Annotated in this window: 18 protein-coding genes; 7 read left to right on the forward strand and 11 right to left on the reverse strand. The window is 71.7% G+C overall.

Annotation, left to right across the window (positions count from 1 at the left end):
• Nucleotides 1–32: 32 nt before the first annotated feature.
• Complete coding sequence (locus tag QOM21_RS32835; RefSeq protein WP_407554635.1) at nt 33–758, forward strand: class I SAM-dependent methyltransferase; 726 nt, start codon at nt 33–35, stop codon at nt 756–758.
• Nucleotides 759–809: 51 nt separating this feature from the next.
• On the opposite strand, the gene QOM21_RS32840 is transcribed toward QOM21_RS32835, so the two are convergent.
• The 3 genes from QOM21_RS32840 to QOM21_RS32850 all read right to left on the reverse strand — a co-directional run bounded on the left by QOM21_RS32840 (nt 810) and on the right by QOM21_RS32850 (nt 2,832).
• Nucleotides 810–1,319, reverse strand: coding sequence for a mycothiol transferase (locus tag QOM21_RS32840; protein WP_407554636.1), 510 nt, complete (start codon nt 1,317–1,319; stop codon nt 810–812).
• 293 nt (nt 1,320–1,612) lie between these two features.
• Nucleotides 1,613–2,098: a peroxiredoxin gene (locus QOM21_RS32845; RefSeq protein WP_407554637.1), complete on the reverse strand. Its 486-nt coding sequence runs from the start codon at nt 2,096–2,098 to the stop codon at nt 1,613–1,615.
• Nucleotides 2,099–2,373: 275 nt separating this feature from the next.
• Entirely contained in the window at nt 2,374–2,832 is a 459-nt protein-coding gene (locus QOM21_RS32850) for a MarR family winged helix-turn-helix transcriptional regulator (RefSeq protein WP_407554638.1), read from the reverse strand.
• Between the two features lie 107 nt (nt 2,833–2,939).
• Here QOM21_RS32850 and QOM21_RS32855 point away from each other — a divergent pair, with 107 nt between their 5' ends.
• From QOM21_RS32855 to QOM21_RS32875, 5 genes are all read left to right on the forward strand, one after another.
• On the forward strand, nt 2,940–3,353 hold the full coding sequence (locus QOM21_RS32855; protein ID WP_407554639.1) for a DUF1398 family protein: 414 nt from the start codon (nt 2,940–2,942) through the stop codon (nt 3,351–3,353).
• Nucleotides 3,354–3,443: 90 nt separating this feature from the next.
• Nucleotides 3,444–4,313: an alpha/beta fold hydrolase gene (locus QOM21_RS32860; RefSeq protein ID WP_407554640.1), complete on the forward strand. Its 870-nt coding sequence runs from the start codon at nt 3,444–3,446 to the stop codon at nt 4,311–4,313.
• A 94-nt stretch (nt 4,314–4,407) separates the two neighbouring features.
• Nucleotides 4,408–4,881, forward strand: a complete 474-nt coding sequence (locus QOM21_RS32865; RefSeq protein WP_407554641.1) for an NUDIX hydrolase — start codon at nt 4,408–4,410, stop codon at nt 4,879–4,881.
• A 286-nt stretch (nt 4,882–5,167) separates the two neighbouring features.
• Nucleotides 5,168–5,524, forward strand: a complete 357-nt coding sequence (locus tag QOM21_RS32870) for a hypothetical protein (RefSeq protein WP_407554642.1) — start codon at nt 5,168–5,170, stop codon at nt 5,522–5,524.
• A gap of 333 nt (nt 5,525–5,857) precedes the next feature.
• The gene (locus QOM21_RS32875; protein ID WP_407554643.1) at nt 5,858–6,496 is read left to right on the forward strand and encodes a class I SAM-dependent DNA methyltransferase; all 639 of its coding nucleotides are present in this window, start codon (nt 5,858–5,860) and stop codon (nt 6,494–6,496) included.
• A gap of 27 nt (nt 6,497–6,523) precedes the next feature.
• On the opposite strand, the gene QOM21_RS32880 is transcribed toward QOM21_RS32875, so the two are convergent.
• From QOM21_RS32880 to QOM21_RS32915, 8 genes are all read right to left on the reverse strand, one after another.
• Nucleotides 6,524–6,853 (reverse strand): putative quinol monooxygenase, encoded by a 330-nt coding sequence (locus tag QOM21_RS32880; protein ID WP_407554644.1) that lies wholly within the window; start codon nt 6,851–6,853, stop codon nt 6,524–6,526.
• Nucleotides 6,854–7,113: 260 nt separating this feature from the next.
• Nucleotides 7,114–7,446 carry a TcmI family type II polyketide cyclase gene (locus tag QOM21_RS32885; protein WP_407554645.1) on the reverse strand — a complete coding sequence of 111 codons (333 nt, stop codon included), beginning with the start codon at nt 7,444–7,446 and terminating at the stop codon, nt 7,114–7,116.
• Nucleotides 7,447–7,514: 68 nt separating this feature from the next.
• A complete protein-coding gene (locus tag QOM21_RS32890; RefSeq protein ID WP_407554646.1) occupies nt 7,515–7,994 on the reverse strand; it encodes an SRPBCC family protein in 480 nt (159 codons plus the stop codon).
• Nucleotide 7,995: 1 nt separating this feature from the next.
• Entirely contained in the window at nt 7,996–8,253 is a 258-nt protein-coding gene (locus QOM21_RS32895) for an acyl carrier protein (protein WP_393895215.1), read from the reverse strand.
• Nucleotides 8,254–8,297: 44 nt separating this feature from the next.
• The gene (locus tag QOM21_RS32900) at nt 8,298–9,548 is read right to left on the reverse strand and encodes a ketosynthase chain-length factor (RefSeq protein ID WP_407554647.1); all 1,251 of its coding nucleotides are present in this window, start codon (nt 9,546–9,548) and stop codon (nt 8,298–8,300) included.
• Nucleotides 9,545–10,813, reverse strand: coding sequence for a beta-ketoacyl-[acyl-carrier-protein] synthase family protein (locus tag QOM21_RS32905; RefSeq protein ID WP_407554648.1), 1,269 nt, complete (start codon nt 10,811–10,813; stop codon nt 9,545–9,547). Before QOM21_RS32905 ends, QOM21_RS32900 begins: the two co-directional genes overlap by 4 nt.
• On the reverse strand, nt 10,810–11,244 hold the full coding sequence (locus tag QOM21_RS32910; RefSeq protein WP_407554649.1) for a cupin domain-containing protein: 435 nt from the start codon (nt 11,242–11,244) through the stop codon (nt 10,810–10,812). Before QOM21_RS32910 ends, QOM21_RS32905 begins: the two co-directional genes overlap by 4 nt.
• Before the next feature lie 80 nt (nt 11,245–11,324).
• Nucleotides 11,325–12,443, reverse strand: coding sequence for a SchA/CurD-like domain-containing protein (locus QOM21_RS32915; protein ID WP_407555965.1), 1,119 nt, complete (start codon nt 12,441–12,443; stop codon nt 11,325–11,327).
• A 258-nt stretch (nt 12,444–12,701) separates the two neighbouring features.
• Between QOM21_RS32915 and QOM21_RS32920 the strand changes: the two genes are divergently transcribed.
• Complete coding sequence (locus tag QOM21_RS32920; protein ID WP_407554650.1) at nt 12,702–14,339, forward strand: FAD-dependent oxidoreductase; 1,638 nt, start codon at nt 12,702–12,704, stop codon at nt 14,337–14,339.
• Nucleotides 14,340–14,379 lie beyond the last annotated feature (40 nt).

Below are 14,379 nucleotides of genomic sequence, written 5' to 3' on the forward strand. Positions count from 1 at the left end.
GACCCCGCCGCCCCGCTGACTACCCTTGACCCGTGTTCACCGCCGAGGGACCCACCATCCGAGAACTGACCGTGCAGGCGCTCTCCTCCGTCCGGCACGGATACGACCTGCTGGCTCCCAAGTTCAACCACACCTCGTTCCGCACGCCGGACCGGATCCTGGACGCGGTGGCAGGAACCCTCCGCCGCCTGGGCCCCTTCGAGGCGGGACTCGACCTCTGCTGCGGCACCGGCGCGGGCCTGCGGGCGCTGCAACCGCTGTGCCGCAAGCGGGTCACCGGCGTCGACTTCAGCGAGGGAATGCTGGCCGCGGCCCGGGACGCCGTCTCCTCGACCGGGTCACCGGCCGTGGAGTGGGTCCAGGGGGACGCCCGCGCCCTGCCGTTCACGTCGGCCTTCGATCTGGCCGTGAGCTTCGGCGCGTTCGGCCACTTCCTCCCGGCGGAGCGTCCGGGCCTGTTCGCCGAGGTCCACCGGTCCCTGCGCCCCGGCGGCGTCTTCGCCTTCCCGGTCGGCGCGCCGCCCTCGTTGCGCTCGCCCCTCTACTGGACGCTCCTGGGCTTCGACACGGCGATGCGCGTACGCAACGCGCTGTGGCGCCCGCCGTTCGTCATGTACTACCGCACCTGGCCGCTGGGACCGGTGCGCGAGGACCTGCTCCGGGCCGGCTTCCGCGTGGAGTTGCTGCCGCTGGAGGAGCTGGGCCGCCGCGCCGACAACAGCCCCAAATGCCGGCTGGTCGTGGCCCGGAAGGCATGAGGGGAGGGGCCGCGGAGGTGGCCGTTTCCCTCGCCGGCAGGTGTGCCCGGACTACCGGCGGCGCAGGACACCCCGGATGAAGGCGGCCTGACCGGCGTGCTGCAGGTCGTCGCCGATGACGCTGATGAGCCGCGCCCCCAGCGTCACCGGCGGTGTCCAGCCCCGGTCGATGACCTGCTCCAGATCCTTGTCGGTGAGCGCGCCGACGTACGCGACCGTGTTGTCGTGCACTTCCCGGTGGTAGTCGGTCAGCAGTTGGGCGCTCACCCGCACCGCTTCGACGTCCTCGGGCGAATGGCCGTAGCCGGTGGAGTCCGTGGCGAAGGGCAGGTCGAAGCGGTCGGACCACCCTTCGGCCACCCAGACCTGCTCGATGCCCGCCGCCGCGGCGATGTGGTCGTCCTGGATGCGGGTGAGGTGCCAGACGAGCCAGCCGATCGAGTTGGCGCCGTCGTCGAGACGGGTGCTCAGCTCGTCGGTGCTCAATCCCGTGACCGCGTCCTCCACGACCTCCCTGATCCGTCCGAAGGCATCGACGAGCAGGTCCGAGCTGGTGGTCATAACGGCTCCTCTACGGGCGACGGAGATGGGGCTCCCAGGGGCGCGGGGCTTCACGGACGCCCGAGCCGCTTCCCCGGGCGCCGGGCTCGTCCTCCGGACGGTCACACAGTCCCGAAGGGCGTCGCCGGAGCGGGCCCGTCAGGGGGACCGCCGCCGGCAAGGCCCGTCCGCCGGGGCCGGCAGGCTCCCCGTCCGCCCTGCATCCATGCCGTAAGGCAAGCAGAGGATTTCGTGGTGGTCAGGCTGACACGCGCTGGCGCGGGCCGATCGGCCCGCGGTGGCTGTATCCGGTCTCAGGCCCCGTCGAGGGCGGCGAGGTGGCCCGTGAGGGTGTCCAGGGACTGGAAGGTGGCGCCGAACAGGGCGACGTGCTTCCAGCGCAGGGTGCCGTCCGGGGCGATCAGGAACACCGAGCGCCGCAGCCCGATACCGGGCGCGGCGATGCCCAGGGTCCGGGCGACCTGTCGGTCGGTGTCGGCGAGCAGCGGCATGCGCAGGCCGTGCTTGCGGGCGAACTGCTCGTGGCTGTCGACGTCTTGGGGGCTGATGGCCCACACTTCCGCGTCCTGGTCCTGGAACTGTTCCAGGCCGGACGAGTAGGAGCACAGCTGCTTGGTGCACACGCTGGTGTCGTCACCCGGGTAGAAGGCCAGGACGAGCGGCCGGCCGCGCCGTTCGGACAGCGTGTAGGAGTTCCGCTCGAACCGGCCGTCGGTCAGGACACCACCGGGCAGGGTGAAGTCGGGTACGGGCATTCCGGTCTGCAGTGCTGGCGACATCACATGGTCCAATGACTCGGGAACGGGCTGCGGCGCATCGGACCGCGCCGGCCCGCGTGTCCCGGGCGGCGGCGCGGCAGCCGCCTCTGCGGCTCGCCCTCATCCTCCTCCTCGCCGCGCGGCACCCGACAGCGACCCCTCCCCGGGCCGCGGAGCGGCGTGACGCGGCGTCGGCTCCGTACGCCGGGTCCTGTTTCCGTCCCTCGGCCGCACCCGGGCCGGGCGGAGCCGGAGCTGCCAACTCCGCGGTGTCCACTCCACGGGACGGGCTCAGGTCACGGCCGGGCGGGGGGCGTCCGGCCGTCGGCCTCTTGTCGGCGTACCTGCTCGATGAGGCGGTGCAGCAGGGCACGGGCCCCGGCGATCTCGCTCGGAGGGATGTCGGCGGTCAGCGCGTGATGCACCTCGGCGGCGCGGGTCGTGATCCGGCTCAGCACCCGATGGCCCTCGGGGGTAAGGGCCAGCAGCGGTGACCCGCGGTGATCGGGGTTGGGGCGGAAGGCAGCCAGGTCCTCGTGGACGAGGTCGTTGGCGATGCGCTGGACCCCCTGGCGGGCGACGCCGAGGCGGCGGGCCGCCCGGGCCACGGTCAGAGGGGTGTCGGAAACCGCGCTGAGCAGCTGCCATCGCGCCTGCGTCTGCCCCTCGGTCCCGGCGATCGCCTCGCCCGACCTGCGCAGCAGTCCGGCCGCCTCGAACACGTCCGCCACCAGCAATGCCATCTCGTCCGCCATGCCCGCCACCCGCCTCGCTTTATTGACAACATGTTGTCTGTGTGTGAATCTATTGTCATTGTACGAGGCGGAAATCCCCGTCCGACCACCCTCCCCCGGAGACGATCATGAGTAGTGCCACCATGCGCCTGCACGCAGCCCTGGAGCGTGCGGCCGTTGTCCGCCCCGAGGTCGGCGGATTCCCCTATCTCGCGGAGGCCCTGCGGCAGGCCGGGGTCACCCGCTGCCGCATGGCCGTACCGTCGAACGCCATGCTCTACCTCACGGACGCCGGGCCGGTCGCCGTCCAGGGCGAGCCCCTGGCCACCGGCATGGTCGACGTCGCGCCGTTCAACCGCCAGGCACTCCTGACCGCACTCCGTACCGACCAGGCGGGCGAGAGCACCTTTCCCGAGTTCGTCCAGGGCTGCTGGAAAGCCGGAGTCGTCCGGTACGACGTCGACCTCGACGCGCGGCAGTGCGTCTACTACGGCGCCGACGGCGACAGTTACACCGAGAGCTATCCGGCCGTCGAGATCTGACAGGTCCGAGGTCGCGGTGTGCGGCCGACGAGGTCGGGAGCCCGCGGTGCGGTCAAGAGGGTGAACTCATCGGGCGCTTCTCGGTGCCTGATGCGGAAGCGAAGGGTGGCAACTGTGGGAACGCCAGGTCAGGACCGTTGGACACGCTCAGGGCTCAGGCTGCGTCGGATCTCGGCGGGCGCCGGGCGCCGGAACTGGCTCTTCCTGCCGGGAGGCCCCGGTCTGGGCTCCGATTCGGTCCTCGGGTTGGCCCGGGCAGCCGGGGTTCCGGGCGCGGTGTGGCTGGTTGACCTGCCGGGAGACGGTTCGAACCGTGCCCTGCCGTCGGTTCCCGGCACGCCCTACGACCTGTGGCCGGACGTTCTTGCCGAGGCCGTGGAGGACCTGGACGACGTGGTCATGGTCGGCCACTCCACGGGCGGCATGTTCATCCTGTCCGTCCCCGAACTGGAGCAGCGCCTTGTCGGCTTGGTCCTCGTCAGCAGCGCCCCGCATGCGGGCTGGCGGCCGACGTTCGCCCGGTGGGCCCAGGAGAACCCGCTTCCGGGGGCCGAGGGAGCCTTCGCGGATTACGCCGCGTACCCGAACGACGAGACCCTGCGCGCCCTGACACTCGCGGCCGCGCCATGGAACTTCACCCCGGCGGGCCTGGCCGAGGGGCGCGTCCTGCTGGAGGGTCTGCCGTACTGCCATGACGCGGTGGCCTGGGCGGACGCCCACTTCGACGACGCCTACCGGGCACGCTGGAAGCCGCAGACACTTCCGACTCTGATCATCAGCGGTGCCCGGGACCATGTGGTCGATCAGGGCCTGTGGCGGGAGGACGCCGCCTTCGGCCGGCCCAACGTCCTGCACCGCACGATCGGCGACGCCGGCCACTTCCCTTGGGTCGAGAACCCCCAGGAGGTCCGCACGGCCTTCGCCGACCTGACCGAGCTGCTGAAGACCGGGGCCGGCTAGGCGCGAGGCGGCGCAGGCGATGTCAGCGGCCGGCGGAACCGGCGCTGCGAGGTTCTCGGATGCCGGGATGGCGTCCGGCGGGGAGGAGTTGGGGATGAGTTTCCGGCTGGCGGCGTACGCCGTGTGCATCGAAGGGGGGCGGGTGTTGCTCGCCCGCCACGTGCCGCCGAAGGGCGAGAGCACCTGGACTCTTCCGGGCGGCAGGGTCGAGCACGCGGAGGACCCGTTCGATGCGGTGATCCGGGAAGTCGCCGAGGAGACCGGCTGCGACGCGGTGGTCGAACGCCTGCTGGGCGTGGACTCAAGGATCATCCCCGCGGCCGAACGCACCCTCCGCGGCGGGCCGGAGCATCAGAACGTCGGCATCTTCTACCGGGTCCGCATCACCGGCGGCCGGCTCCGCCCCGAGCCGAACGGCGAAATCGCCGAGTCGGTCTGGACCCCCATCCTCGATGTCGCCGGCCTGCGCCGGTCATCTCTCGTCGACATCGGCCTCGCCATGGCGCAGACCCTCCCGCCGACCGGCCATGTGGCGCCCATCCCGGTCGGCGGCCCGATCCGGCACTGAGGCAACCACCCACGTCTGCCCGCCTGATCGGCCGTCATCCGGCACGTGTGATCGCCCGTAGAAGCCCTGGTTGACGACGTATCGCACCGGCGCGCGGCCACGGGCGATCGGGCTCCGGCCGCGAGGTCTGCTCGACCTCGGTGGCACGCAGGGTGCAGCGGGTGACGCGGGGTCTGCTGCGTTCCAGTGACTCTCCGGTGGGTCGCAAGTCGTCACGGGGGATTCATCCTATTGTCTGCTTTGCAGGGAATGTCCATTTCCTGTCCCCTGAGATGAAGGTGGAAGCATGTTCCGTTCGATTCCTCGCGGGCTCGCCGTGGCAGGTCTGACCGTGGCCGCCGTCGCGCTGCCGATGGCGGGCGCCGCATCCGCCGCGCCCGGCGAAACGCAGAGCGTCACCTGCGGTACGGACCGCTGTGCGCAGAGCCAGGCGGAGCCTCGGTACCGCCAGGCCGACCGAATGAACCGCCAGGACCGCATGAACCGCCAGGCCGACCGTATGCACCGTCACGCCGATCCGCGCGAGTGCCACCACAAGAAGACCGTCAAGAAGCACAGCAAGCAGGTCGTGGACCGCGAGGCCCGCGAGCTCGGATCCGAGGGCAGCGGCCTGCTGGGCCTCGGCCTGCTCGGGCTCCTCTAGATCCTGACGAGCGTCGTCGTTGTGGGCCCGGGGACGCCCGGGCCCACACGCGCCGCACCGTGTGCAGGATCCGCGGTCGGCCGGTCTCTCCGCGCCATGGGCCGGGTGACCGGCCCCGGACTCCTTCTTCACCCCTGTCCCCATGGAGTTCGCGGCAATCCGGGGGCGGCGCCCGCCCATTGGGCGGATCGTTCCCTCCCGAGCGGCGTGAGGCGCGTTCGGCCGCCCCTTCCTGCAGCGCCGACGGCCCGCCGGCATCCCGCCGACGAGCCGTCATCGCTGCATGTCCGAGGGCCCTGGACCGGGGCCCCGGTCCACGAAAGGCGAGATGCCGTGAGCGAGCAGTTCTCCGTGCAGCACCCGATCCTGAAGCGGATGTACTCCCTCGACGGCGATGTCGAGCAGCGCACCGGCATCTATGACGACTGGGCCGTCAGCTACGACCAGGACACCATCGAGGGCCTGGGCTACCTCGGTCCGGCACTGGTCGCGGAACGGGTCGCGGACATCGTGCCCGCCGGGACCCCGATTCTCGACGCCGGGTGTGGAACGGGCCTGGTCGGCGCCGAGTTGGCGCGACGCGGGTTCTCCACGGTCGACGGCGTCGACCTGTCACAGGGGATGCTCGACGTCGCCCGCGGCAAAGGTGTCTACCGCCGGCTGGAACAGGCGGACATCACCCGCCCCCTGCCCTTCGGCCCGCAGAGTTACGGTGCGGTCGTCTGCGCGGGCACCTTCACCGCAGGGCATGTCGGGCCCGAGGGCATCGATCCGCTGCTGGCGGTCGCCCGGCCCGGGGGACATCTGGTCATGACCGTGCTCACCCTGGCCTGGGAGCGCATGGGGTTCCAGCGGCACATCGAGGAGTTGGCGCGTCGTGGGACCGCCCGCCTCGTCGAGGACCGGGCCGATCAGACGTACCACACGCAAGAGCCCGTCACCTGCCGCGTCGTGGTCCTCCGGACGACGTGACGCCGGCCCCGGCCCGTCGAAACGCCCTCAGCTCTCCGGCACGTCCATCTCGCCCAGCAGCGACCAGTCGTCCTGCGGCAGCTTCATGTTCACGATGCGGGGCGTGCGGGACAGGTGCGGCGGCAGGCTCTGCTGCGCGGCCTTGAAGTGCGCGGACTGTACGTGCGAGGCACCGGCCTCGTCGTCCCGGAACGCCTCGACCAGCACGTACTCCGTGGGGTCCTCGACGCTGCGGGACCAGTCGAACCACAGGCAGCCCGGCTCGTTGCGCGAGGCCACGGTGAAGTCGGCGGTGATCTCCTGCCAGCGGTCGGCGGATTCGGGGCGGACGCTGAATTTGGCGGTGATGAAAATCATCGGTTTCCTGTCCTCGTGCGGTCATCCCATGGTGCGCGCGGTGCGCCGCGTGCCGACGTACGTACGGACGCGGCCAGAAGCCTATCCACGGTGCCCGGGGCGGGCCGAATTCGCCGGTACGCAGGTGGGACCCTCCTCCGGAGCCCGCGGACACGGCAGCCGCCGCGAGGCAGCAGTGCCCTCGCGGCGGTCACCGGTGGCCGCTCGCCGAAGCGAGCGGGCCGCCGACGTGGAGCGGGCGGATGTGCCGGGCCCGGGGGTCAGCCGGTGCCGTCCCGTTGCCAGCGGTAGAACTCCTGGGCCATGGCGTCCTTGGGCCCGCGCCAGGTCTCCGGGTCGTACGGGCTGATGAACGTGGACAGCCGCTCGCTGATGCTGCGGAACTCGGGGTGCTCCGTCAGCTTGGCGATCTCGGGCCCGGCGGGCCGTTCCGATTCGATGAGGTGCAGATACACATCACCGAACTGGAAGAGGGTCCGCCGGGTGACGCCGACGAGATGCGGCAGTTCCGTGCGGTCGGAGGCCGAGAAGAGCTCGGCGATCTCCGGAGCCGATCCCGGTGCCATTCGAGCGACGATCAGAGCGTGGTGCATCAGGGAGATCCCTTCGTCGCCACCGGGCGTCCGGTGGCACGGTGGCCGGACGGAGCGTCGGGCGAGGGTCAGGTGGCCGTGACGGCGGCGGCCCGCAGTTCGCGGTCGCGCTGTTCGATCTTGTCCCGGATGAGTTCCATCTGGATCCGGGAGTTCTTGTTGATGTGGACCGTCATGCCCTTGTCGTCCACCGGGGCCTCGGGCTTCATCGCGAAGTCCTGGGTCCAGTGCATCCGGGTCCCGCCCGGGACCTCGGCGTACTCCCAGCGGATGTCCATGTGCTGGAAGGGGCCGGTCTCCACACGCCGGGCCTGGACGGCGAGCCCCTTGCGGTCGGTCACGCGCTCCGAGACCCAGCTCCAGACCTTGCCGTTGTCGTCCGGGTGCATCGTCAGGCGGAAGGTCGTCTTGTCGCCCTCCCGGGAGAGCACCTCGACCTCGGCGTACTCGCTGAACAGCCGCGGCCAGTTCTCCAGGTCGTTGGTCATGTTCCAGACCAGGTCGAGGGGCGCCGCGATGGTGATCTCGTTCTCGGTGTGACCGGACATGTCAGGCTCCTGTCGTGGGGGCGGTGTTGACGAGGTCGAGGAAGTCGCGCGGGGTCTTGCAGCGCTCGGCGTCGGTCGGCATGCTCAGCGCCAGCCGGTTCTCCAGCTCGCCCACGATGCCGAGGAGGCCGAGCGAGTCGAGGCCGAAGTCGGCGAACGGTGAGTCCGCCCGGTTGGAGAGTTCCTTCGGGTCGACGGTGACGCCGGCGGCCGATTTCATCAGCGAGGCCAGCTCTTCGAGGGTCAGTTGAGCGGTCATGAGCGGGTTCTCCTCTTCGCAGGGGGCTGGCTCGGTGCCGTGGCTCAGCGCGGGGCGTCGGGGCTCTTGCGCAGCACCAGGGCCGCGTTCGAACCCATCAGTCCACGGCTCAGCACCAGGGCCGTCCGCAACTCGGCCGGGCGTGCCCAGCCGGTCACGAGATCGAGGTCGTGGCAGACGTCGACGACGTTGGGGGCGGGCGGCACCAGACCGTGCTCCAGGGCGAGCACCGCGGCCGCCGTGTCGAGGACGGGGGCACCGCAGTACGCCCGTCCGGTACCGGTCTTGGGCGCGGACACCGGCACCCGCGACGCCCGCCGGCCCAGGACGTCCTCCAGCGCGAGGGCCTCGGCGTGGTCGGCAACGGGCACGCCGAGCGCGTCCGCGAACACCACGTCGATCTCCTCCGGGGCGCACTCGGCCTCCTCCAGGGCCCCGCGGATCGCGTGCGCCAGCCCGTCCCGGGACTCCTCCCAGCGGGAGGGACCGGTGAAGGTCGCGGCGTGCCCGGCCGCGACCGCGCGGATCGTCGCCCCGCGCGCGCGGGCCGCCTCCATCTCCTCGACGACCAGCATGGCGCCGCCCTCCGCGGGGACGAAGCCGCAGGCGCCGGAGCTGAACGGGCGGTAGGCGCGGGTCGGTTCCTCGACCGTGCTCAGCGCGTCGTAGCCGAGCTGGCAGACGACGGAGTAGGGGGCCAGCGGCGCCTCGGCCGCGCCCACGACGACGGCGTCGGTGCCCCGGCGGATCGAACCGGCGGCGTGTGCGAGGGCGTCGAGACCGCCCGCCTCGTCGCTGGCCACGACCCCGCAGGGCCCCTTGAAGCCGCCCCGGATCGAGATCTGCCCGGTGCTGGCCGCGTAGAACCAGGCGATGGACTGGTAGGGGCCGACGTAGCGGGAGCCCTGCGCCCAGAGGCGTTGCAGTTCCCGCTGGCCGAACTCGCCGCCGCCGGACCCGGCGGCGGTCACCACACCCACCGCGAACGGCGAGCCCTGGTAGTCGGCACGGCCGAGGCCGGCGTCGTCCAGGGCGAGGTTGGCCGCCGCCATCGCGAAGTGGGTGAAGCGGTCGGTCTGGACGAGATAGCGCTCCTCGATCAGCGCCCCGGGGTCGAAGTCGCGGACCTCGCCCGCGACATGCAGCGGCAGGTTCTGGCACCCCTCGCGGGTGACCACGTCGAGGACGCTGATGCCCTCCTTGGTCGCCTTCCAGAAGGCGTCGGTGCTCACGCCGTTGGGCGCGATCACGCCGATGCCGGTGACCACGCAACGCCGTTCATGTGAGGAACTCATCGTGTCCTCCCACCCGGTCGGGTCAGTGCGACCGCGGACTGGAAGCCGCCGAACCCGCTGCCGACGGACAGCACCGACCGCAGGGGCAGCTCCCGTGCGGTGCGCGGCACGTAGTCGAGGTCGCACTCCGGATCCGGGGTCGTGTAGTTGGCCGTCGGGGGGACGACCTGGTGGGTCAGCGCCAGGACGCACGCCACGATCTCGATCGCGCCGATCGCGCCGAGCGAGTGGCCGACCATCGATTTGATGGAACTCATGGGCACGTCGTAGGCGCGCGCGCCCAAGGACTTCTTGACCGCGGCCGTCTCGTGCCGGTCGTTCTGCTGGGTGCCGGAGCCGTGCGCGTTGACGTAGTCGATCTGCGAGCCGTCGAGCTGGGCGTGGCCGAGCGCACGGTTGATGGCCTCGGCCATCTCCAGCCCCTCCTGGGTGAGGCCGGTCATGTGGTAGGCGTTGCCGAAGGTGGCGTAGCCGCGGATCTCGCAGTGCACGGTCGCCCCGCGGGCGCGGGCGTGCTCCAGCTCCTCCAGGACGAGTACGGCGCCGCCCTCGCCCATCACGAAACCGTCGCGGTGGGCGTCGAACGGGCGGGAGGCGTGCTCGGGGTCGTCGTTGTTGGCGGACGTCGCCTTGATCGCGTCGAAGCAGGCCACGGTGATCGGGGAGATCGGTGAGTCCGACGCGCCCGCCACGCAGACATCGACGCGGCCGTCCTCGATGGAGTGGAAGGCGTAGCCGATCGCGTCGAGGCCGGAGGTGCACCCCGTCGAGACGGTCTGCACCGGGCCGCGTGCGCCGATCTGGCCCGCGACCTCGGCGGCGAGCGAACTGGGGGAGAACGCGCGTTGCAGATGGGGACCCGCCGGCCGGTGGTCGACGTCCCACCGGTCGCCGGAGCCGCTGACGGCGACGTAGTCGTGCTCCAGACGCGTGGTGCCGCCGACCGCGGTGCCCAGCGACACCCCGATCCGCCACGGGTTCTCCGTCTCCGTGTCCAGGCCGGCGTCGCGGACCGCCTCGTCGGCGGCCACGCGCGCGAACTGGATGTACCGGTCCGAGCGGTTCACCTGCTCCGGGGTCAGGCCGTGTGCCGCCGGGTCGAAGTCGCACTCCGCGGCGATGCGGGAGCGGAACCCCGCCGGGTCGAAGAGGGTGATGCCCCGGGTCGCCGTACGACCGGAGGTGAGGAGGTCCCAGAAGGCGGGCACGCCCACACCGCCCGGGGCGACGATGCCTACGCCGGTGACCGCTACGCGCCGCGTCATGACACCGGCTCTATTCGTTCGGGGGGCGCCGCGGGCGAAGCGGCGTCGGTGCCCTCGGTGTCCACGTGGCCGAGTTCCGGCCGCGGGGCCAGCGGGCCGAGATGGAAGACCATGCGGGCCTCCTCGTCGCCGACGTTGCGGAAGCGGTGCCGGATGTAAGGGGGGATCAGCAGCCCCTGGTCCGGCCGCAGCGGGTGCGGCTCGCCTTCGAGGTCCACTTCGAGCAGGCCGTTCACCACGTACACGAACTCCTCGGAGTACGGGTGGTAGTGCTCGCCGATGCGCTCACCGGGCTGCACGAGAGCCATGCCCATGAAGCCGCTCGTGGCGCCCACCGCGCCGGGTGTCAGCATGGCGCGCAGATCGCCGCCGCGCCGGCGGTTGGGCTGGGTCTGGCTGAGGTCCACGATGCGTGGGCTGTGGGTGGTCATGGCAGTGCCTCCAGAGGTGTGGTGGCGGCGGTGAGAGGCCCTGGTCGCGGTGGCGGGGGCCCATGCGGCCGGACGCGGGGTCAGGCGTCCGGAGCCCAGCGGTCGGTGATGAGGTCCATGTCGATGCGCGTGAGGAAGCGCGCGAGGTCCTGGTCGCTCGACAGGGCGCCGGCCACGTCGGTGTCGATCAACCGCGCCAGCACGGCGCGCTTGCGAGGACCGGTCACCCCGAGCGCCCGGACGGGGTCGCTCCCGAGGGGGACGCGGAGGTCGATGAGCCGGACGACGGTGTCGTCGCGCTGGAAGACGGTGCTGCCCAGGACGGGGCTCGCGGGGTCCTCCGCGGCCAGCTCGTCCTGCCGGGCCAGCATGCGGGCCAGCGTCATCCCGCAGCCCTCGCGGGCCGGGTAGGACAGCGCGTGCCGGCGCACCTCGCCGGTGCCCTGGTCGTCGGCCGTCACGTGATGGACCGCGGGCAGCGCGGCCCGGGTGAAGAACCGCCGGGCGGAGTCCGGGTCGCTGAGGTCGCGCTCCTGCTCCAGGAACGGGTCGATGGCCTCCTCGACCGCCCTGACCTCGGGCTGCTGGGCGACGTGCCGCAGCGCCGCGACGAGGTCGCCCTGGACCTCTACGGCGCGCACCACGCGGTTGCCGTGCATGAAGAGCGACGTACGGCGCAGCCGGGTGGCGTCGTCGACGCGTGCCTCGGGGGAGCTGTAGCCGGCCAGGATCTCCGCGACCTGCGCCTCGCTGCCCGGCTTCACGGTGAAGGTCAGTGCGTGCCGGACGACACCGTCGCCGACACGGGGCGAGGCCTGGAGGCCGCCCTTGGGGAGTTTCGCGGCGACCGTGGCGATGTTCGAGGTCTCCCGCAGCACGCTGAAGCGCAGCGACCTGGTCTCGCGCACGCAGCCGTGCAACGGCTGCACCATCTCGACGTGTTCCTCGCTGTTCACCCACGTCAGGAACTGCGGGGCGCTCTCCCATTCGCTGGTGATGAGCCACTGCGAGGGGTTCTCGATGGACTGGCACAGCTGGTCGGTCAGATGGCCGGGGACGGAGGCCACCTGGTTGCGCAGATGCTCGTACGCCGCGAGAAAGCGCTGCTGCGCGCCTTCGTAGAGGTCCAGCAGCAACACGACCCGAATCCGGGAGCCGTCGAAGGCGGACTGCGATATTCGGTCCGAGAGCCTGGTCATCGTCGTCATCGTCTACGCCTCTCCTTCGGGCCGGGTGGCACCTGCCGTAGGTGGTCGGTCCTCCCGCGGTGCCGAGCGAGGGACCCGGCGTGTGTGAACGGCCGCCCCTGGGGGTGGCCGTCCCGGAATCGATGGTGATCGGGGGCCCGGTGCCGCGCGATATCTGTGAGCCAGTCGGGTGAAACGCGAGCGAACCGGGTCCGGGCCGGGTACCACCACACCGCCAACTCCGTACGCACCTCGGGAGCAGGAGCCCCAATGAATCCCCACGCGCAAGCCAGGGTCCCGGTACTCATCGTGGGCGGATCCCTGGTGGGTCTGTCGGCCTCGCTGTTCCTGGGGCGCCTGGGCATCGACAACCTGCTGGTCGAGAAGCACTCCGACACCTCCCGGCACCCGCGCGGCCGCGGCAACAACGTCCGCACGATGGAGCTGTTCCGGGTGGCCGGCGCGGAGGCGCAGATCCGCGAGGCCGCTTCGGTCCTGGCGGACAACCACGGGATCCTGCAGGCCGGTTCGCTCACGGGTGAGGACCAGGAATGGCTGGTCAAGGAGATGGACGGCGGCGGGGCTCTGGCCCGCTTCAGCCCCTCGGGGTGGTGCCTGTGCAGTCAGAACGACCTCGAACCCGTGCTGGTGGACCGGGCCCGCGCACTCGGCGGTGACCTGCGCTTCGCCACCGAGCTGCTCACCTTCGACGAGGACGCGGAGGGCGTGACGGCGGTGGTGAAGGACCGGGAGACCGGGGAGCACACCACCGTGCGCGCGGACTACCTCATCGCGGCCGACGGCCCGCGCAGCCCGGCCCGGGAACGCCTCGGCTACGGCATGACCGGGCCGGGCGACCTGTTCCACAACGTCAGCATCACCTTCCGCGCGCCCGCTCTCGCCGATGTGGTGGGCGACCGCCGCTTCCTGGCCTGCTACCTGACGAACCCCGAGGCCGACGGCACGCTGCTGCCCGTGGACAACCGCGAACAGTGGGTCTTCCACGCCCCCTGGCACCCGGACCGCGGCGAGACCCTGGAGGACTTCACCGACGAGCGGTGCACGGACCACATCCGCAGGGCGGTCGGGGTGCCGGACCTGGACATCGAGATCACCGGAAGGGCGCCGTGGCACGCCGCGGAGCGGGTCGCCGAGCGGTACGCCTCCGAGCGGGTCTTCCTCGCCGGCGACTCCGCCCACGAGATGTCCCCGACGGGTGCCTTCGGCTCCAACACCGGCATCCAGGACGCACACAACCTCGCCTGGAAGCTCGCCGCCGTTTTGCAGGGCTCGGCAGGGCCCGGGCTGCTGGAGACCTACGAATCGGAACGGCAGCCGGTGGCGAGGGCGACGAGCGCGCGGGCCTCGGCCCGTAGCGCCGAGCACAGCCACCCCGGATACAGCCCCGCTCCCGGGGCGGGGGGCCGAGGCAAGCCGGGCGGCGTGCTCACCGTCGCGCTGGCCTACCGCTATCCGCGCGGCGCCGTCATCGGCGTCGACCCCGAACTGCCGGTCGTGCCGGAGCGGATGCAGCTGACCGGTGAACCGGGCAGCCGGGCCCCGCACATGTGGCTGCGCCGAGCGGGCGAACGGCTGTCCACCCTCGATCTCTACGAGCGGTCGTTCGTCCTGCTCACGGGCCCGGACGGGGCGCCTTGGCGGGCGGCCGCGGCGGACATGGCCGAGCGCTGGTCGGTGCCGCTGGACATCTACCGCGTCGGCCCCGGCCCCGACGACGATCTGGCTCCCGAGGAGGGCGCCGACTTCGCCGAGGTCCACGGCACCACGCCCGAGGGTGCGGTACTGGTCCGTCCGGACGGGTTCGTGGCCTGGCGGGCGGCCGGAGCCGCGGCCGACCCGGAGGCGGAGATCCGCGAGGTGCTCGGGGCGTTGCTGCACCGCGGGTGAGGCGGCTCCGGGGCTGTGCGTGGCTGTGGAAGTCACGACC

The sequence above is a fragment of the Streptomyces sp. Pv4-95 genome (genome assembly GCF_045782725.1).
In the GTDB taxonomy this organism is placed as follows: domain Bacteria; phylum Actinomycetota; class Actinomycetes; order Streptomycetales; family Streptomycetaceae; genus Streptomyces.